The organism is Sphingomonas sp. PvP055, assembly GCF_040546365.1.
Taxonomy (GTDB): Bacteria; Pseudomonadota; Alphaproteobacteria; order Sphingomonadales; family Sphingomonadaceae; genus Sphingomonas; species Sphingomonas echinoides_A.
Map to the genome: position 1 here is coordinate 156,301 of NZ_JBEPNS010000002.1, position 19,432 is coordinate 175,732.

General features: G+C 68.4%; 17 protein-coding genes. 11 read left to right on the forward strand and 6 right to left on the reverse strand.

From position 1 onward, the window contains the following. Positions 1–23: 23 nt before the first annotated feature. The gene (locus ABIC16_RS19460) at positions 24–1,310 is read left to right on the forward strand and encodes an alpha/beta hydrolase family protein (RefSeq protein ID WP_354292510.1); all 1,287 of its coding nucleotides are present in this window, start codon (positions 24–26) and stop codon (positions 1,308–1,310) included. A gap of 64 nt (positions 1,311–1,374) precedes the next feature. On the opposite strand, the gene ABIC16_RS19465 is transcribed toward ABIC16_RS19460, so the two are convergent. Both ABIC16_RS19465 and ABIC16_RS19470 read right to left on the reverse strand, forming a co-directional pair. Further along, a complete protein-coding gene (locus tag ABIC16_RS19465) occupies positions 1,375–2,337 on the reverse strand; it encodes an alpha/beta hydrolase (RefSeq protein ID WP_354292511.1) in 963 nt (320 codons plus the stop codon). A gap of 62 nt (positions 2,338–2,399) precedes the next feature. Continuing rightward, positions 2,400–3,395, reverse strand: coding sequence for a LacI family DNA-binding transcriptional regulator (locus ABIC16_RS19470; RefSeq protein WP_354292512.1), 996 nt, complete (start codon positions 3,393–3,395; stop codon positions 2,400–2,402). 77 nt (positions 3,396–3,472) lie between these two features. Here ABIC16_RS19470 and ABIC16_RS19475 point away from each other — a divergent pair, with 77 nt between their 5' ends. From ABIC16_RS19475 to ABIC16_RS19495, 5 genes are all read left to right on the forward strand, one after another. Further along, positions 3,473–4,651, forward strand: coding sequence for a cytochrome P450 (locus ABIC16_RS19475; RefSeq protein ID WP_354292513.1), 1,179 nt, complete (start codon positions 3,473–3,475; stop codon positions 4,649–4,651). Next, positions 4,648–5,769 (forward strand): CapA family protein, encoded by a 1,122-nt coding sequence (locus ABIC16_RS19480; protein WP_354292514.1) that lies wholly within the window; start codon positions 4,648–4,650, stop codon positions 5,767–5,769. Before ABIC16_RS19475 ends, ABIC16_RS19480 begins: the two co-directional genes overlap by 4 nt. Continuing rightward, positions 5,766–6,791 carry a hypothetical protein gene (locus ABIC16_RS19485; RefSeq protein ID WP_354292515.1) on the forward strand — a complete coding sequence of 342 codons (1,026 nt, stop codon included), beginning with the start codon at positions 5,766–5,768 and terminating at the stop codon, positions 6,789–6,791. The genes ABIC16_RS19480 and ABIC16_RS19485 overlap by 4 nt, the downstream gene beginning before the upstream one ends. Positions 6,792–6,852: 61 nt before the next feature. Continuing rightward, the gene (locus ABIC16_RS19490; protein WP_354292516.1) at positions 6,853–9,510 is read left to right on the forward strand and encodes a TonB-dependent receptor domain-containing protein; all 2,658 of its coding nucleotides are present in this window, start codon (positions 6,853–6,855) and stop codon (positions 9,508–9,510) included. After that, on the forward strand, positions 9,510–11,045 hold the full coding sequence (locus ABIC16_RS19495) for a tannase/feruloyl esterase family alpha/beta hydrolase (protein ID WP_354292517.1): 1,536 nt from the start codon (positions 9,510–9,512) through the stop codon (positions 11,043–11,045). The genes ABIC16_RS19490 and ABIC16_RS19495 overlap by 1 nt, the downstream gene beginning before the upstream one ends. Here ABIC16_RS19495 and ABIC16_RS19500 read toward each other — a convergent pair. The 4 genes from ABIC16_RS19500 to ABIC16_RS19515 are packed head-to-tail and all read right to left on the reverse strand — an operon-like array spanning position 11,042 to position 14,686. Continuing rightward, positions 11,042–12,049 carry an aldo/keto reductase gene (locus tag ABIC16_RS19500; RefSeq protein WP_354292518.1) on the reverse strand — a complete coding sequence of 336 codons (1,008 nt, stop codon included), beginning with the start codon at positions 12,047–12,049 and terminating at the stop codon, positions 11,042–11,044. The genes ABIC16_RS19495 and ABIC16_RS19500 overlap by 4 nt on opposite strands. 24 nt (positions 12,050–12,073) lie before the next feature. Continuing rightward, positions 12,074–12,952: an amidohydrolase family protein gene (locus tag ABIC16_RS19505; RefSeq protein WP_354292519.1), complete on the reverse strand. Its 879-nt coding sequence runs from the start codon at positions 12,950–12,952 to the stop codon at positions 12,074–12,076. Beyond that, positions 12,949–14,016 carry a 4-oxalomesaconate tautomerase gene (locus ABIC16_RS19510; RefSeq protein ID WP_354292520.1) on the reverse strand — a complete coding sequence of 356 codons (1,068 nt, stop codon included), beginning with the start codon at positions 14,014–14,016 and terminating at the stop codon, positions 12,949–12,951. Before ABIC16_RS19510 ends, ABIC16_RS19505 begins: the two co-directional genes overlap by 4 nt. Further along, entirely contained in the window at positions 14,009–14,686 is a 678-nt protein-coding gene (locus ABIC16_RS19515) for a 4-carboxy-4-hydroxy-2-oxoadipate aldolase/oxaloacetate decarboxylase (RefSeq protein WP_354292521.1), read from the reverse strand. The genes ABIC16_RS19510 and ABIC16_RS19515 overlap by 8 nt, the downstream gene beginning before the upstream one ends. Before the next feature lie 94 nt (positions 14,687–14,780). On the opposite strand from ABIC16_RS19515, the gene ABIC16_RS19520 reads away from it, so the two are divergent. From ABIC16_RS19520 to ligA, 5 genes are read left to right on the forward strand one after another with little or no spacing between them, the layout of a single operon-like run. Continuing rightward, positions 14,781–15,983 (forward strand): LysR family transcriptional regulator, encoded by a 1,203-nt coding sequence (locus ABIC16_RS19520; protein WP_354292522.1) that lies wholly within the window; start codon positions 14,781–14,783, stop codon positions 15,981–15,983. 55 nt (positions 15,984–16,038) lie between these two features. Beyond that, entirely contained in the window at positions 16,039–16,914 is an 876-nt protein-coding gene (locus tag ABIC16_RS19525) for an NAD(P)-dependent oxidoreductase (RefSeq protein ID WP_354292588.1), read from the forward strand. Continuing rightward, positions 16,911–17,936 (forward strand): amidohydrolase family protein, encoded by a 1,026-nt coding sequence (locus ABIC16_RS19530; RefSeq protein WP_354292523.1) that lies wholly within the window; start codon positions 16,911–16,913, stop codon positions 17,934–17,936. Before ABIC16_RS19525 ends, ABIC16_RS19530 begins: the two co-directional genes overlap by 4 nt. After that, complete coding sequence (locus ABIC16_RS19535) at positions 17,933–18,964, forward strand: Rieske 2Fe-2S domain-containing protein (protein ID WP_354292524.1); 1,032 nt, start codon at positions 17,933–17,935, stop codon at positions 18,962–18,964. The genes ABIC16_RS19530 and ABIC16_RS19535 overlap by 4 nt, the downstream gene beginning before the upstream one ends. Beyond that, a complete protein-coding gene (ligA, locus tag ABIC16_RS19540) occupies positions 18,961–19,431 on the forward strand; it encodes a protocatechuate 4,5-dioxygenase subunit alpha (RefSeq protein WP_354292525.1) in 471 nt (156 codons plus the stop codon). Before ABIC16_RS19535 ends, ligA begins: the two co-directional genes overlap by 4 nt. Position 19,432: the final 1 nt, after the last annotated feature.

Sequence of the window (19,432 nt, forward strand, 5' to 3'; positions counted from 1 at the left end):
ATAGCGGTTGGGAGTGGCAAGCGATGCGACGGACCTGGATGATTTTCGCGAGCGCAGTGATGCTCGGTGCCGGAGCCACCGGGCAGTCGCAGGTCGCTGCCCCGCCTGCTGCCCCGCCGGCAACGCTTGCCGACGGCGCGCGCTGGACGGCGAGTGTTCCGGCCCGTTGGAACGGGACGCTGCTGCTGTGGAGCCATGGCTACAGCCCCGTGCCGCATCCGCCCGAGGATGCACCCGCGAGCGTACGCGATGCGCTGCTGGCGCGCGGTTATGCGCTCGCGGGATCGAGTTATGCGGATGCCGGCTGGGCACTCGACTCCGCCGTGCCCGACCAGTTCGCGACGATCGAGGCGTTCGCGAAGGTACATGGCCGCCCCAAGCGGGTGATTGCCTGGGGCATGTCGATGGGCGGGCTCGTCACCACCGCACTCGCCGAGACCGCGCCGCGGCGGATCGACGGGGCCCTTGCGTTGTGCCCGTCGATCGGCGGAGCGGTGGGAATGATGAACATGGCGCTCGACGGGGCCTATGCCTTCAAAATGCTGCTTGCGCTTGGCAGTGCGATCCGCCTGACCGGGGTCGACGACGACCGCGCCAATGGCGCGCGGGTCGCGGCGGTCGTGGCCGAGGCGCAGCGGACGCCGCAAGGCCGGGCGCGGCTGGCGCTCGCCGGGGTGCTCGCCGGGCTCCCGGGCTGGACCACGCCGGGCGCCCCCGCCCCCGCGGCAGACGACGCGGTCGGGCAGGAAGCGGAGATGGCGAAGACCTTTGCGATGGGCGTGTTCCTCCCCCGGGTCGATCAGGAACGGCGGGGCGGCGGCGGGTTCTCGTGGAACAGCGGAGTGGACTATCGCAGGCAACTCGCCCGGTCCGGGCGCGGGGCGCTGGTCGCGCGGCTGTACTGGACGGCCGGGCTCGATCTGGGGCGCGACCTCGCGACGTTGGCGGCAGGGCCACGCGTGGCGGCGGCACCGGACGCAGTCGCCTATATGATGGCGCATTACACGCCCACGGCGCGGCCTCTGGTGCCGATCCTGTCGGTACAGAATATCGGGGACGGGCTGACATCGCCGTCGCTGCAGCGGAGCTATGTCGAGGCCGCTGCGCGTCGCGCGCCGGGGGCGGCGGAAGCGCTGTGGGTTGCCGGGGCGGGGCATTGTACCTTTGCGACCGGGACGATGCTTGCCGCGCTCGATCATCTCGAACGGCGCGTTGCCCGCGGGCGGTGGCCAGCGCGGCCGGCCGGGTTCGTCGCTTATACCCCGCCGCCGATGCTACGGCCGTGCCTTCGCGGGGGCGCTTGCCGCTAGGCTTGGACGGCCGCTTCTCCCGACGATCGCGGGGGAAGCGGTTTGTCCGGTCCTGCGTGGTCGCTCAGTCGATCCGCTTCTTGCGCACGGTCCATTGCGGATCGGTGCACAATGTGCAGTCCTTGCCCTTGAACCACCGCCCGGCAGCGGCGTCGTGGCGCAACTGCCAGTCAAGCCAGGCGACATCGACCGGCGTAACGCGCCCGCCATTGGGCTGGTGGAACGTGCCGCCGTGCCCGACGCCAAGGCTCACGATCATCGCCGGCACCGTGTCGATCTGGTCGAAATCGTCGTTGCCGTTAGGCCAGGCGATATCGGTCGGGCCACCCATCACGTAGAGCACGGGCGTGTGCAATTGCTTGAGCGCCGACTTGGCGATGGTGATGCCCTGGATCGGGTTGGTGTTGTCCTTGAACACGCCGCTGTTGTGGATGATCACGGCGTGGATGCGCGGATCGGGCGCGATCTGCAGTGCCTGCAGCCCACCGCAGCTATGTCCCGACACCGCGACCAGCTTGGGATCGATGCGACCGTAGAGCGGGCTGCCCTTGCGGACGGTCTCGGCAAGCGCCCAGTCGAGTCCCGCGGCGACTTGCGTGTAGGTCGTCTTGATGCCGAGCGGACCGGGCGGCGGGGGTGTGTCCGGGCGCGGGGGGGCACCGGGACCGGTCATCGCCCGACCTGGCGCGATCACGACATAACCGTGCGAGGCGATCTCGGCGAGATGAAGCCGCGCGCTGGCGGCATCGTCGCTGCAACCGCCATTTCCCCACACCAGCACCCCGAGCTTGCGCGCGCCCAGCGCCCCGAGATCGGCCGGACGATAGACGATATGATCGGGCAGGCCCGCCTCGACCATCCGCGTGGCGGGGTAGGGGCCCGTGCCTGTGGTGTCGGGCATGGCATCGTACGCCGCATTGTCGGCACGCATCTTGGCAAGCGCTTCGGGCGGCATCGCGGCCTGACCCCAGGCGATGCTGGCGATGCCGAGCGCGAGTGCGGATACGGCGGCTAGGGTGATCCTCATGCTATCCTCTCCATTGTTATGAGACAATACTGTTATAACTTAAGACGATGAGCAAGGGGGCGTCAGGCGCTTTCGCGCGCGATGATGCGGAATCCGACGTCGATATGGCGCTCGGCCAGCAGCGTACCGGCGGAGATGGTGCGCAATACGCGCAGCACTTCTCGCGCGATCCTGGCGCCGTCGACATCGACCGAGGTGATCGTCGGCCGCATGTCGCCGGCAAGGCGGAGATTGCCGAAACCGGTGACGGCGAGCTGGTCCGGCACGCGCACGCCCGCCGCCTGCGCCTCGACGATCAACCCCTGCGCGATCCAGTCGGAACCGCACACCACGACGTCCGGACGCTCGGCGAGATCGGCGAGCGCGCGGTAGCTGAGCCGGCCCTGGCCGAAATGGCTCGGGATGGCGACCTCGAGCCGCGTCGGTTCCTCGCCGCCCTCCTCCATCCAGCGTTGCGCAAATCCGCTTGCGCGGCGCTCGGCGCGGGGCGAGCGCGGCACGACGAGATGGGGCCTGCGATAGCCGCGCCCGCGCAGGAAGCGCGCCATCTCGGTGCCGACCGCTTCGTGCGAGAAGCCGATCGCGACGTCGATCGGGTCGAGCGGCAGGCCCCAAGTCTCGATCACGGTCACCGGATGTCCGCGCAGCCGCTCGCGCGTCTCCGGGTCGGCGACGATGCCGGTGAGGATGATCGCATCGACCTGGCGCGACAGCGCGGCGTCGATCTGCGCGGTAAGACGGCTGTTGTCCGCGCCGGTCAGCGACAGCACCACGCTGTTCCCGGCCGCCGAGAGTTCCTCGATCATCGCCTCGATCGTGTCGTTGAAGATCGATTGCGCGATGTCGGGGACGAGCGCGGCGATCAGCCGCGAGCGGCTGCCGGCGAGCGCGCCAGCGTTGAGGTTGGGGAGGTAGCCGGTCGCCGCCACCGCCGCCCGGATCCGCTCCGCGGTCTTCTCGGCGACTCGGTCGGGCGCGTTGAGGAAGCGCGAGACGGTGGCGGAGGAGACGCCGGCCTGGCTGGCGACGTCCTCGAGACGGGGAGTGCGGTTCGACATCGCCCGCATCTTACGCGAAAATTTGCCGTTATGAAAACATTCTTGCAAGCGCTTACATTGGCGTGTAGCAAATCGCTATGACTCATGACTTCAATCCGCTGCTGCCTGAAACCTTCGATAGCGCCAATGCCGAATATGCGGAATTGCGGGCGCGCTGTCCGGTGGCGCACAGCGACACATGGGACGGTTTCTGGGCACTGCTGAAGCACGACGACGTCGCAGCGGCGGCGGCCGATTTCTCGACGTTCATCACCTCGCAGCAGAATGTCATCCCCAAGGTCGCCTTCACCGGGCGGCGGCCGCCGCTGCACCTCGATCCGCCCGAGCACACCGCCTATCGTCGCGCGCTTGCGCCGCTGCTGTCGCAGAAGCGGATCGAGCGGCTGGCGCCGGTGATACGCGAGATCTGCCGCGATCTGGTGGCGAAGATGGCGGCGCGGGGCGCGGGCGACGTATGCGCCGATTATTCGGCGCACATGCCGATCGCGGTCTTCGCGCACTGGATGAACCTCCCGGCGGACTCGGTTGCGGCGCTGACCGAGGTCGGGCGGCGCTACAATATTGCGGTCCAGTCGAACGACGTCGCGGCAACCAAGGAATCGAGCCTGCTGCTGTACGAGATGGCGCGCGGCGTCGTTGCGGCACGCCGCGCCGATCCGCTGCCGGTCGATGAGGATGCCACCAGCGCGCTGCTCGCGGTGCGCGTCGATGGGGAAGCCCTGCCCGAGGAGATGATCGTCGGCACCATCCGCCAGGTCCTGGTGGTCGGCCTGATTGCGCCGACGGTGGTGATCGGGTCGATTGCGGTCCATCTGGGACGCGACCGCGCGCTGCAGCAGCAATTGCGCGCGGATCCTGCCCTGATCCCGGCGGCGATCGACGAATTTCTGCGGCTCTATACGCCGTATCGCGGCTTTGCGCGCACCGCGGTGCGCGACGTGACGATCCGCGGGCGGACGATCCCGGCAGGCGAACCGATCGCGTTGGTCTATGCCTCGGCCAACCGCGATGGCGACGTATTCGACGATCCCGACAGCTTCCGGATCGACCGGCCCAATATGAAGGATTCGCTCGCCTTCGGGCGCGGGCCGCACATGTGCGTCGGCGCGGCGCTGGGGAGGCTCGAACTCGAAGTCGCGCTCGAGGAACTGCTTGCTGGTGCGCCCGGTTTTGTCCTCGACGGCGAGCCCAAGCCGACGCGTTTCCCGGAGATCGGCGCGCTGAGCGTTCCGGTGCGATTCGAGACCGCCGCATGAGCGCGGTGATCCTCGCGACGGGCGACCTCGCGATGGATCGCGACGTCTACGACGAAAGCTTCGCGGCGACCGGCGACGTGCTGCGCGCGGCGGACATCGTCTTCGGGCAGCTCGAAACGAGCTTTGCCGAGAGCGGCGTCCGTCTGCCGCAGGCACGCCACGCCGTGCTCGCGCGGCCCGACGGCGCCGCCGCGCTCGGCCGCGCGGGGTTCGACGTGATCTCGATGGCGGGCAATCATGTGCTAGACTGGGGCAATGCCGCCTTCTTCGAAACGCGGACACATCTGGAGGCGGCGGGGATACGGGTCGTCGGTGCCGGAGCGACGATCGGCGAGGCGAGGCGGCCGCAGCGCTTTACGCTGCCCGACGGCACGCGTGTCGCATTCCTCGCGTATTCGAGCATCCTGCCGCAAGCCTATTGGGCGGACGAGCGCCGTCCGGGGTGCGCGCCGATGCGCGCGCATACGCTGTACGAGCAGATCGAGCACGATCAGCCCGGTACGCCCGCGCGGATCCACACCTATCCGCATCGCGAGGATCTGGCCGCGATGGAGGCCGATATCCGCGCCGCCAAAGACGAGGCCGATGTCGTGATCGTATCGCATCATTGGGGTATTCATTTCGTCCGCGCGACGATCGCCGACTATCAGCGCGACGTCGCCCGGGCGACGATCGCTGCCGGCGCCGATGCGATCCTTGGCGGGCATGCGCATATCCTGAAGGGCTGCGAGATCATCGACGGGAAGCCCGTCTTCCACTCGCTGTGCAATTTTGCGACCGATCTGAGGATGGACCCGGCGCATGCCGCGTCGCGCAGCTTCAACGAAATCCGCGTCCTCGCCGAAGCGTGGGAGCCCGATTTCGACAGCCTGTACAATTTTCCGACGGCCTCGCGGATGTCGATCGTCGCGCGGCTCGAGATCGAGCGCGGGCGGGTGACGCGCGCGGGGTTCCTCCCGCTGCACATCGGTCGCGACGCGGTGCCGCGCTTCGTCGCGCCGGACGATCCGCGCCATGCCGCGGTGGTCAATTACATGACGGCGGTCACCGGCGAGGCCGGACTCAACGCCCGCTACCGCATCGGCGTCGACATGGTCGAACTGGAGCTGGCGGCGTGACCGGCCGCCGCGCCTTTCCGCTCGAGGGCTATGTCGGCCTCTATTTCCTCTTCTATCTGCCCAACGTCATCCTCACCAAGCTGATCACCAGCCTGCCGCACGGCAGCCTCGGGCGTCCGTTGACCGGGCTCGAGACGCTCCCCGCGTCGCTGATCCTCAATACGCTGCTGACCTACGGCTTCATCTGGGCGTCGGGCTGGCACCGCGATGCCCATGCGGTACGGATCGCCGGGCTGCGCGTGCCGATGCCGACGCGCTACACGCTGCTGTCGGGGCTCGGGACCGCGCTGATCGTCTTCACCGTACCGCTGTCCTTCACCTTCGAGGGGGTCAGCATACCGTTCATCCAGTTGCTGATGCGCGGCGACATCCTGATTATCGCGCCGCTGGTGGATCTGCTGTTCGGGCGGCGCGTGCGCTGGTGGAGCTGGGTGGCGCTTGCGCTCGTCGCGCTCGCACTCGCGATCACGCTGACCAGCCGGGGCGGACTCGGCCTGCCGCCGCTCGCGATCCTCGTCGTGCTGCTGTACACGCTCGGCTACTTCATTCGCCTGACCGTAATGACCCGCGTGTCGAAGGATGGCGATGACGCCAAGGTGCGCGGCTATTTCGTCGAGGAGAAGATCTTCGCCTTGCCCGCTTCGGTCCTGTTCCTCGCGCTGATCTCGGCGACGGGGTGGGGCGGCCAGGCGGGCGAACTGAGCTTCGGCTTCGTCGGGATATGGGGTGACAGCGTCCTCGGCTGGCTCGCGCTGATCGCGCTGACGCTCACCGTCGTCTCGATCTTTTCGGTGCTGATCCTGCTCAACCCGCGCGAGAATGCCTATTGCGTGCCGCTCGAGCGTGCATCGAGCCTGCTCGCGGGGATCGCCGGATCGCTGATCCTCGCCGCCGGGTGGGGGCTGCGCGCGCTGACGCCAGCCGAACTCGTCGGCGCGCTGCTGCTGATTGCCGCGATCGCGGTGTTGTCGATCGCGCCGCGGCTGCGGGCGAGGGCCGCGCCAGAACCGCAAGTACCCTAGTTCACGTCAATCCCGGTCACGGCCCGCCAGACGGCCGGATCGGCAAAGGAGAGGGAAAACGATGACATTGCATACCCGTGCCCGCGCCACCCGGGTGGGCCTCGCCGCGCTCGCCGCCGCCACCACCAGTCCCCTTCTTGCGCAGACCGCCGAGCCGCGGCCGCAGCCGACGCAAGCCACGCCCGACGAGCCGGATGCCGCCGGTTCGGCCGCGCAGGACATCGTCGTCACCGGATCGCGGATCCGCGGGGTGCCCGCGGTCGGTTCCAACGTCATCGCGTTGGATCAGAGCAAGATCGCGCAGGAACCGGTGACGTCGGTCAGCGATATCCTGCGCCGCGTGCCGCAGGTCGTGGGCCTGGGCGCCAACCGCAACGGGGGCAGCGCGCAGAACGGCCAGGCCAATGCGACGCGCGGTGCCGGGATCAACCTGCGCGGCATCAGCACCAATGCCACGCTGCTGCTGTTCAATGGCGAGCGCTTTCCTCCACAGGGAACGCAGGGACAGTTCACCGATCCGTCGGTCCTGCCCTCGATCGCGCTCAGCCGGATCGAGATCGTCGCCGACGGCGCTTCGGCAATTTATGGTTCGGACGCGATCACCGGGGTGGTAAACTTCATCTTGCGCAAGGATCTCGACGGCGTCGAGGTGCGCGCGCGCTCCGCCTTCACCCATGGGGGGTATGCGGAGCAGCAGGTCGCTGCCATCGCCGGAACGCACTGGAACGGCGGGTCGGCGATGCTCGCCGGGGAATATACCAGCAATGCGGCGCTGTATGGCAGCCAGTTGCCTTATTACCAGAACGACAATCGCTATCGCGGCGGGCGCGACCTGCGCACGACCAACTGCAACCCGGGGACGATCACCGTCGGCGGGCAGAACTTTGCGATCCCGGTTGGCGGGGTGACGCCCGCGACGGCGGGGGCGCTCGTCGCGGGTACGTCGAACCGATGTTTCTACAACGGTCAGGATGCGGTGATCCCGCAGCAGCAGCGCGTCAGCGTGGTCGGCCAGGTGTCGCAGGATCTGGGGCCGCTACGGCTGTTCGGCGACGGCTTCTATTCGTATCGCGACGGCATCATCCCGGGTACGGGCGATACCTTCACCGCGACGGTACGCCCGGTCAATCCGTTCTTCGTCAGCCCGGTTGCGGGCGCGACGTCGGTAACGGCGCCCTATTCGCTGCTCCCCGAGCTGGGACCCGATCTCAATCCCTATCATGCGACGTCCTGGAGCGTGCGCGGAGGAGTCGAGGCCAAGCTGTTCGCCGATTTCAAGGGCACTTTCTATTACCAGCATGGGGAATCCACCGACGTCGCGGACCGCCGGCTGGGGGTCAATACCGCCGCGCTCAACGCGGCGCTCGCCGACCCCAACCCTGCGACCGCGCTCAACCTGTTCGGGGGCGCGAACAATCCGGCGACGCTTGCGCGCATTCGCGACAATTACTTCGTGATCGCGGGCGCGACCCGGCTCGACGTCGCCAATGTGCAGCTCGACGGGTCGTTGCTCGCGCTGCCCGGCGGCAACGTCCGCATCGCGGCGGGGGGCGAGTATCGCAAGGAATATACCTTCACCGATCTCACCACCGGAACGCGCGCGGCGCAGATCCATACCGCGGCAGGCGGTTCGCGTGACGTGAAGGCGGTGTTCGGCGAACTGTTCGTGCCGATCTTCGGCACCGGCAACGCCATTCCCGGCTTCGAACAGCTTTCGTTGTCGCTGGCCGGTCGGTACGAGCATTACAGCGACTTCGGCGACACGACCAATCCCAAGTTCGGCATTACTTGGAAACCGCTTTCCGCGCTGACGCTGCGCGGCAGCTATGGCACGTCGTTCCGTGCGCCGACGTTCGTCGAGACGTCGCAGCTCGCGGGCGGGGCGGGGCTGTATTACGACACGCTGCCCGGCGCGAACGGCAATCTGACCGGGATCGGGCTGGCCGGGGGCAACCCCAATCTTCAGCCCGAGACCGCACGCACCTGGTCTGGCGGCGGCGAATTCGCACCGGCGGGGATCCTCAAGGGGCTGGTGCTCAACGCGACATATTTCCACATCGACTATCGCAACCAGATCCAGGCGCTGCGCGGCACCCCCGGCATCCTGACCAACCCGCTCTACGCAAGCTTCGTCAATCTTTCGCCCAGCGCGGCGCAGGTCGCCGCGCTGGTGACGTCCGGGCTGCCGATCAACAGCCCGATCAACAGTTCGGCGGTATCCTTCATCGTCGACGGACGCCGACAGAACCTCGGGCGTTCGCGCGTGGCGGGGATCGATTTCGGTGCGAACTATCATTGGACCACGGGCGACTGGCGAATCGATGGCGGCGTGCAGGGGACATATTTCACCCAGTACAAGTTCCAGGCCGTGCCGGGCGCGGGCTTCAGCGAGGTGATCAACACGATCAATTTCCCGCAGAAATTCCGCCTTCAGGGAGACGTCGGCGTCGCGACGGGCAAGCTGCACGCGCGGGTGACGGTCAATCACCTGTCGGGCTATCGCAACACGACCGTCACGCCGGTCCAGCATGTCGCCGCCTATGACACGGTCGACTTTCTGATCGGGTTCGACGTGTCGAAGCGTTTCACGCTCTCGTTCGACGTCCGCAACCTGCTCGACGCCAGCCCGCCGTTCGTCGACACGACGTTCGGCTACGATCCGCAGTCGGTCAATCCGGTGCCGCGGCTGCTCGCGGTGACGGCGGGGGTAAAATTCTGATGCGCTGGCTGGTCGTCGCCGCACTTGCGTTGACCAGCGTTTGCGGGACACCTGCCCGGGCGGCCGTGTGCGGCGTGCTGGTCGGTGACCACGCGGGCGCGGTGCACGTCGCCCAGGCGACGCGCGTGGTCCCCGCCGCCGCGGGTTGGGTCCCGGAAACGACCAGTGTTTACCGGCCGGTGCCGGTGTACCGTCCGCTCTGCCGCGTCGAAGGGACGATAGAAGGCACGATCGGCTTCGAATTGTGGCTGCCGGACCCGGCGGGGTGGAATCAACGTCTGCTCGGCGCGGGGGTCGGCGGCGATGCCGGCGTGTTCAACTATGCCGACATGAGCCGGCGGATTGCGCAGGGTTTTGCAACCGTCACGACCGATTCGGGGCATAAGGCAAGCCAGGCGCACTGGATGCGCGACGCCAAGGCGCGTGTCGATTACGAGCATCGCGCGGTGCATCTGACCGCGCTCGCGGCGAAGCTGCTGGCGACGACCTATTACGCCAGGGCCCCGGCGCACAGCTACTTCCTCGGCTGCTCGGGCGGCGGCCGGCAGGCGCTCAAGGAACTGCAGGACTATCCCGCCGACTATGACGGGATCGTCGCCGGTGCGCCGGGGCCGTACATGCCGCTGATCTCTGTCCGGATGCTGTATTTCTCGCTGCTGCAGAAGCGCTATCCTGCTGCTGCGCTGACCGATCGCGACTGGGCGCTGTACGAACGCCGGACGATCGCGGCGTGCGATGCGCGCGATGGCGTGGTGGACGGGATCATGGAAGATCCGCGCGGTTGCCGCTTTCGCCCGCGCGCGCTGGCGTGCAAGGCTGGCCAAACGGACGATTGCCTAAACGCAGCCAAGCTCGGGATGCTCGCGGCAATCGTCGCACCGATGCCGGATGAGCGCGGCCATCCGATGGACCGCGGGCTGCTCCCCGGCGTGCGCACGCGGCCCGGTCCGCCGTCGCCGCTGCTCCGCGCGATGTGGGCGGATGCCGTGTACGACAAACCCGACTGGGACGAGTCCGGCTTCCAGCGGTCGCGCGATCTGGCGCTGGTCGACAAGACCATGCCCGAGCTTCGCGCCGACAGCGTCGCGATCACGCCCTTCCGGGCGCGCGGCGGGAAGGCGATCGTTTATCAGGGCTGGCAGGATCCCTCGGTGATCGCCGGGCCGACGATCGATTATTACCATCGGCTGGCTGCGGCCAATGGCGGGGCGGCCGAACTGGCGCACGCGGTTCGCCTGTTCATGGTGCCCGGCATGTATCACTGCGCGGGTGGCCCCGGTGCCGACAGTTTCGGCGGATCAGGGCATGGCGATCCCTCGGCCGATCCGTCGCGCGACATGCTGTGGGCGGTGATCGCCTGGGTCGAGCAGGCCCGCGCGCCCGAGCGGATCGAGGCCGAGAAGCGTCAGGACGGGCGCCTGCTGTTCAGCCGTGCGCTGTGCGCATGGCCGAGCCGCGCGCGCTATCGCGGCGGGGACACCACGCGCAGCGCTTCCTATGTCTGCGCGCCGCCCGACCAAAGGGGTCAGCCTTAGGCCAGCTCCTCGTCGGGGAGCAGTTCGGTGTCGATCTGCGCCTGCATCGATGCCGTGTAGCGCGCCCCCTTGAGCGCGCCGGGTGGAAGCAGACGATCCACCGCCGCGACGAGATCCGGCGCGAGCGGGCGCTCGGCGGCGGCCAGGTTTTCAATCAGGTGTGCCGGATTGGCAGTGCCCGGGATGGGGATGATGAACGGGCGTTGCGCCAGAACCCAGCCGAGCGCGAGCTGCGCCGGTGTGAGGCCAGCCTGTACGGCAATCGCGTCGAATTCCGCGACGATCGCGACATTGTGCGTCAGCAGCGGCGCGACGAATCGCGGCATCGCGCGGCGGATATCGCCCTCGGCATAGGCGTCGTCGCGGATCGCACCGGCAAGCAGCCCGCGCGCGACCGGCGAGAAGGCGACCAGCGCGATGCCGAGCTCGGCGCAGGCATCGAGCACCGCCACTTCGGGGTTGCGTACCGCGGGCGAATATTCGGACTGCACCGCGGCGATCGGATGGACGGCATGGGCACGACGGATCGTCGTGGCGGACATTTCCGACAGGCCGATCGCGCCGATCTTGCCCGCCTCCTTGGCGCGGACGAGCGCGCCGATCGAGTCCTCGACGGGCACCTGGCGATCGAGCCGGTGCATGTAATAAAGATCGATATGATCGGTGCCGAGCCGCTCGAGTGCGCCGTCCAGCGTGCGCGCGATCGCCGCGGGCGATCCGTCGAGACCGCGCTTTCCGTCGATCATGTCGAGCACGCATTTCGACGCCAAAGTGAACTCGGCGCGGCGGTACATCACCGCCCGGCCGATCAGCCGCTCGTTCTCGCCGGCACCGTAGAGCGCGGCCGTGTCGAGCAGCGTATAGCCGAGATCGAGTGCCTGGTTGAGCAGCCGTCCGCCATCCGCCGCACTCGGCGGGGATCCGTAGGCGTGGCTGAGGTTCATGCCGCCGAGCCCGATCGCCGAGACGGTGAAGGGGCCTAGCGCGCGGGTCGGCAGGGTCATGGCAGCTCCGAGGTCAAACGGCGTTCAACCCCGTTGCTCGGGCCAGTACAGCCGCATCGGGTTGTCGACCAGCAGCTTGCGCTGCAATTCGGCGGTCGGCGCGATCCGCGGGATGATATCGACCAGCGTGCCGTCGTCGGGGATGCGGTGCTCCATATTGGGATGCGGCCAGTCGGTGCCCCACAGCACGCGATCGGGGAAACGCTCGACTACCGGGCGGATCACCGCGACGAAATCGTCGAACGGCGGGCCCTGTGGCGAGAGGCGTTCGGCGCCCGACACCTTGGTCCAGATATTGGGGTGATCGTCGAGCAGCTTTACGAAGCGGGTGATGTCGGCGCCGCCGGGGCCTTGCGCGATGTCGGGGCGGCCGAGGTGGTCGATCACGATCGTCGTCGGGATCGCGGCGAGGAAGGGTTCGAGCTCCTCTAGGATGTCCGCTTCGAAATAGACGACGACATGCCAGCCGAGCGGCGCGACACGGCGCGCGATGTCGAGGAACCTGTCCTTGGGCGCATCGTCGACGAGCCGCTTGAGGAAGTTGAAGCGGACGCCGCGGATGCCGCCGTCGTGGAGCCGCTGCAGCTCGGCATCGTCGATATCGGGGCTGACCACCGCGACACCGCGCGCTGCGCCGCCCGACTTGGCGATCGCGTTCAGCGTCGCGGCATTGTCGGTGCCGTGGCAGCTCGCCTGGACGATCACGGTGCGCGAAAAGCCGAGCCGGTCGCGCAGCGCGAACAGCATTTCGGGCGTGGCGTCCTCGGGATGGTACTTCGCCTTGGGGCTGAACGGGAAGTCGGCCTCGGGGCCGAAGACGTGGACGTGCGCATCGACCGCGCCGGGGGGCGGGGCGTAGGCGGGCGTGCTCGGCTGGTCGACCCAGGTCTTGGTGCGGCTCATGCGAAAACCTCTCCGTCCATCAATTTGCGTGCGGTGCGCAGCATGCCTGCCTCGACCGGCTGGCCGTTGGCGTCGATCGTCACGACGCATTCGGTGACGCCGCTGGGGTGCTCGACGCCGAGCGTCTTGGTGTCGCCATCGGGCACGTGCGCGAGCACTGCGGCGGGCGAGCCGTCGATCAGGCAGGCAGTCGCGACGCTGACCGCGCCGAGCACGCCGATCGAGGCGTGGACGCGGTGCGGGATGAGCGAGCGCACCGCGATCGCGCCGCCGTCCTTTGGCGCGGCGACGAGCATCATCTTGGGGACCGACTTTTCGGCGACGTCGCCGAGGTTCATCAGCGGTCCGGCCTTCAGGCGGATCGCCTCGATCTTGGCCTTCATCGCATGGTTCGCGTCGAGCGTTTCGCGGTCTTCATAACCGGTGACGCCGACATCGGTGGCGGCGAAGACGACGCAGGGCATGCCGTTGTCGATCAGCGTAACCGCCACGCCGTCGATCGTGTCGACGCCGTTGCCGGTCGGCAGCAAAGCGCCGCAGGACGATCCGGCGGTGTCGCGGAAGGCGAGCGGGATCGGGGCGGCGGTGCCGGGGACGCCGCTGATCGCGGCAGCGCCGTCGTAGCGCACCTGGCCCCCCGGCGTCTGCAGCGTGGCGACCGCGACCTGGCCCGTATTCTCCATGAAGATCGCGACGCGGGTTTCGTCGCCCGTCGGCGCGACCAGGCCCCGCTCGAGCGCGAAGGGGCCGACGCCCGCCAGCATGTTGCCGCAATTCTGGCTGTCGCTGACGATCGGCTGATCGACGAACACCTGGAGGAAGAGATAATCGACATCGACCCCCGCGCGCGTGGATTTCGCGACCACGGCGACCTTCGAGGTGAGCGGGTCGGCGCCGCCCATGCCGTCGATCTGGCGGGGGTCGGGCGAACCCATCACGCGCAGCAGGAAGGCGTCGCGCGCGGCGGCGTCGGTGGGCAGGTCTTCGGCGCGGAAGAACGCGCCCTTCGACGTGCCGCCGCGCATCCACAGGCAGCGCACGCCCGGCGTGGCGGGGTCACTCATAGCGCAGCCCCAGCGCTTCGAGCTTGCCGCGCATGTCGTAAATGTCCAGCCCGAGCTCCCCCGCCGCCAGCCGCTGGCGCTTCGATTCCTCGTTCGCCTCGCGCTGGCGCGCGGCTTCGAGCACGGCGGGCGCGTCGGCGCGCCTGACGACGCAGACGCCATCGTCGTCGGCGACGATCACGTCGCCCCCCGCCTCGATCGCCGCACCGGCGCAGACGATCGGCACGTTGACCGACCCCAAAGTCGCCTTGATCGTGCCCTGTGCGGACACCGCCTTCGACCAGACCGGAAAACCCATTGCCTGAAGATCGCGAAGGTCGCGTACGCCGGCGTCGATCACGAGGCCGCGGCACCCGCGTGCCATCGCGCTGGTCGCGAGGAGATCGCCGAAATAGCCGTCGGAACAGGGCGAGGTTGGCGCAAGAACGAGCACGTCTCCGGCACGAAGTTGCTCGATTGCGACATGAAGCATCCAATTGTCGCCCGGCGGCGACGAGATGGTGACCGCCGACCCCGCGATCCGCGCGCCCGGATAGATCGGTCGCATATGGGGCGCGAGCAGCCCGATCCGCCCCTGCGCTTCGTGCACCGTCGCCACGCCGGCGTGAGCGAGACCGTCGATCACGCTCTGCTCGACTCGCGAAATGTCGCGTACCACGCGTCCGCCCATGCGCATTCTCCTTGTGGCCGTGGAGTGCCCGGCGCGGCCGCGCCAACCCAAATCAATTGTCGTGCACGGCCATAAGATTATACTATGCGAGCGCATGGATCCGCTCGACCTCAACCTGCGCCACCTGCATGCGCTCGCGACCGCCGCCGAGCTCGGCAGCATCAGCCTCGCGGCGGAGGCGGAAAACCTTTCGCAACCCGCGCTCACCCAGGGGATCGCCAAGGTCGAGCGGCAGCTCGGCGTCGCGCTGCTCGATCGCCGCGCCGACGGAGTGACGCCGACCGTGGCCGGCACCGCGTTGATCCTGCGGGTCCGCGCGGGCTTTGCCCGGCTGGCCGACGGTTCGCGCGCGAGCACGCGCAGCGGGGCACGCGGGTTCGCGCGGCCCGAACGGCTGATCACCGCGACGCAACTCCGCGCCTATCTGGCGCTGGCCAACGCGGGCAGCTTCGCCGCGGCAGCGCTGCTGCAGGGGCAGTCGCAACCCGCGGTGCACCGCGCGGTGCGCGATCTCGAAAGCCTGTACGGCGTCCCGCTGGTCGAGCGGCGCGGGCGCGGCGTGGCGCTGACGCACGCCGGGCGACGGCTCGCCCGCGGCGCGCGGCTGGCGGTGCTCGAACTCGCCGCCGGGCTCGTGGAGGCGCTGCCGGACGGGGCCGCCGACCGGATCGCGATCGGCGCGATGCCGCTGTGCCGCGCGCTGGTGCTGCCGCATGCGATCGCGGCGTTCGCGCGGAGCGTGGCGCCCGTCGCGGTCGACGTGCGTGAAGGATCGTGGCGCGAACTGGTCGATCCGCTGCTGGACGGCGAGATCGACGTGATGATCGGTGCGTTGCGCGACGTCGCCCCCGCGGGTCTCGCGCAGACGCCGCTGTTCGAGGATCGGCTGGTGATCGTCGGGCGGGTCGACCATCCGCTTGCCGGCCGGACGCCCGATCTGGCCGACCTGCGACGGTATCCATGGGTCGTAGCCCCGCATGGATCACCGCTGCGCACGCTGTGGCAGGCGATGTTCGCGGAGGCGGCGCTTCCGGCCGCGCCGATCGAATGCGGATCGGTGATGGTGATTCGCGGGGTGCTGCGCGACAGCGATTTCCTGACGCTGCTCTCCCCCGATCAGGTCGCGCCCGAGCTCGCGACCGGCGTGTTGCGCCAGATCGGCAATCCGATCGCCAATGCGGTGCGCACGATCGGGCTGACGGTCCGGCAGAACTGGCGGCCCACGCCCGAGCAGGACCATTTCCTCCAGCTGCTGCACGCCGCCGTGCGCGCAACGAGACTTCCGGAAAACCGATAGCGATCGGCAATTGTGATTGGCGGGGCCTGCCGGGCTTTGCCACCGTCGCCACATGGTGACGCAAAATCCCAGTTTCATCGGTTTCGGAGAGGCGGCGATGGCATTCGCCGACAGCCTTGCGGCGTCGGGCTATGATCGCAAGCTGGCCGATCCGGCGACTCGCGCCGGCAAGCTGGCCGATTTCGCAGCGGCGCGGGTGCAGGCGGCGATGACCAATCGCGCGGCGGTCGCGGGCAAGGCGGTGATCCTGTCGCTCGTCACTGCCGACCAGGCGCGCGCCGCGGCCGAGGAAACCGCGCTGTCGATCGCGCCCGGCGCGCTGTTCTGCGATCTCAACTCGGTCGCCCCCGAAACCAAGCGCCACGCCGCGCAGGCGATCGAGCAGGCCGGCGGCCGTTATGTCGATGTCGCGGTGATGGCGCCGGTCCATCCGCTCGGCCGCAAGGTGCCGCTGCTCGTGGCGGGTCCGCATGCCGCAGCGGGCGCCGCCGCGCTCACCGCGATCGGCTTCACCAACGTCCGCATCGTCGGCGCCAGCATCGGTGCGGCGAGTGCGATCAAGATGATCCGCTCGGTGATGGTCAAGGGGCTCGAGGCACTCACCGCCGAATGCCTGCTCGCCGCCGAAGCGGCGGGGGTGCGCGAAGACGTGCTCGCCTCGCTCGACGCGAGCGAACGCGCGCGGCCCTGGGCGGAGCGCGGTGCCTATAATCTCGAACGGATGATCGTCCATGGCGGCCGCCGCGCCGAGGAAATGGAAGAGGTCGTCAAGACGCTCGACACGCTCGGCACCGGCTCGGCGATGGCGCGCGCCACCACCGAGCGTCAGCGCGCGATCGGCGCGCTCGGCGTGGCCCCCACCGATACCCTCGAATCCACGCTCGCGCTGCTCAATGCGCGGCTTTCTCCTGCTGTCGGATGTGCTGCATGACCCTCGTGATCGACTGCCATGGCCATTACACCACGGCCCCGCCGCAGCATGACGCGTGGCGCGCCGCGCAGACCGCGGCGTTCAAGGCGGGCACCCCGGTCCCGGCCTACCCCGCGATCGGCGACGACGAGATCCGCGCGACGATCGAGGCGAACCAGCTCAAGCTGATCCGCGAGCGCGGCGCCGACATGACGATCTTCAGCCCGCGCGCCTCGACCATGGCGCCGCATGTCGGCGACGAGAGCATCGCGCGGCAATGGGCGCAGGTGTCGAACGACCTGATCGCGCGCGTCTGCGATCTCTATCCCGAGACCTTCGTCGGCGTCTGCATGCTGCCGCAGAACCCGCAGGCCGACATGGCCGGCTCGATCGCCGAGCTCGAGCGCTGCGTTACCGAGCTTGGCTTCATCGGCTGCAACCTCAACCCCGATCCCGGCGGCGGGCACTTCACCGCGCCGCCACTGACCGACCGCTTCTGGTATCCCTTCTACGAGAAGATGGTCGAGCTCGACGTGCCCGCGATGATCCACGTCTCGGGATCGTGCAATCCGGCGATGCATGCGACCGGCGCCTATTACATCGCCGCCGACACGATCGCCTTCATGCAGCTGATCCAGGGCGACCTGTTCCGCGATTTCCCCTCGCTGCGTTTCATCATCCCGCATGGCGGCGGCGCCGTGCCCTACCATTGGGGGCGCTATCGCGGGCTCGCCGACATGCTCAAGCAGCCCGATCTGGCGACGCACGTCATGAACAACGTGTTCTTCGACACCTGCGTCTACCACCAGCCCGGCGTGAACCTGCTGGCCGAGGTGATCGACAGCAAGAATATCCTGTTCGGCAGCGAGATGGTCGGCGCCGTGCGCGGGATCGACCCGCAGACCGGGCAGTATTTCGACGACACCAAGCGCTATGTCGACGCGCTCGCCATTCCCAAGGCGGCGCGCGCGGCGATCTTCGAGGGGAATGCGCGCCGCGTCTTCCCGCGGCTCGACGCCAGATTGAAGGAGCGCGGGCTGTGAGCAATTGGGTCACCAACGCCTGGTACGTCGCCGGCTGGGACAGCGAGATCGACCACACGCCGCTCGCCCGCACCATCTGCGGCGTGCCGGTGATGCTCTATCGCAGGCTCGACCGGCAGGTGGTCGCGATGCGCGACGCCTGTCCGCACCGGCTGCTGCCGCTGTCGATGGGGATCCGCGAAGGTGATTCGATCCGCTGCAAATATCACGGCCTGAAGCTCGGGCCGGATGGCGTCGCCGAGGAGATGCCGCTCAAGACCGACCGGGTGAACACGCGCGTCTGCGCCGAAACCTATGTCGTGGTCGAGAAGCATCGCTTCGTGTGGCTGTGGGTGGGCGACAAGGCCCGCGCCGACGAAGCGCTGATCCCCGATCTCTGGCCATGCTCGACGCCGGGCTGGACCTTCGACGGTGGCTATTATCACGTCGAGGCCGATTACCGGCTGATGATCGACAATCTGATGGACCTGACACACGAGACGCACGTCCATTCCGGTTCGATCGGCCAGCCCGAACTGATGGAAGCGCCGCTCCAGACCAGGGTCGAGGGTGACCGCGCCTATGTCGCGCGCTGGATGCCCGGGGTCGATGCGCCGCCCTTCTGGCGCGGTGCGCTCAAGCAGCCGGGACCGGTCGACCGCTGGCAGATCTGCGAATTTCTCGCGCCCTCGTCGGTGATGATCGACGTCGGCGTGGCACCGGTCGGCGCGGGCGCGACGCTCGAAAGCCATGACCAGGGCGTTCGCGGGATGGTGGTCGATTGCATGACCCCCGAGCATGACGGCACGATGCATTATTTCTGGGGGATGGCGCGCAGCTTCGACATCGACGATCCGGGCTTCACCGCGCGGTTCAAGCGCGCGCAGGGCGGGGTGTTCCTGGAGGACAAGGAAATCCTCGAGGCGCAGCAGCGCGCAATCGCGCGCAACCCCGATCTCAGGCTCAACGCGTATAATATCGACGAGGGTGGCACGCGGGCGCGGCAGATCATCCGCCGCCTGATCGCCGCCGAGGAGGCAAGGGCATGACGGCGCCACGTGACATTCACGCCTATCTGGCGGAGCTCGAGACGATCCCCGGCACGCGCGTCTACACCGCCGCGCGGGCGCGCACGGGCTTTCACCTCAACCAGTTCGCGTTCAGCCTGATGCAGGCCGGAAACCGTGAACGTTTCAAGGACGACGAGCGCGCCTATCTCGACGGCTGGCCGCTGACCGACGCGCAAAAGGCGGCGGTGCTGGCGCGCGATTACAATGCGATGCTCGACGCGGGCGGCAACATCTATTTCCTGGCGAAGATCTTCTCCACCGACGGCAAGAGCTTCCAATATGCCGCCGGCACGATGACCGGCATGACCCAGGAAGAATATGCCGCGATGATGCTCGGCGGCGGGCGCTCGCCCGAAGGGTTGCGCTCGCATGCCGAGCAAGCGGCGCTCGCCGAGGTGGCCGAGATCGCCGCCGAAATCCCCAACGCGCCGACGGCGGAGAACTGAC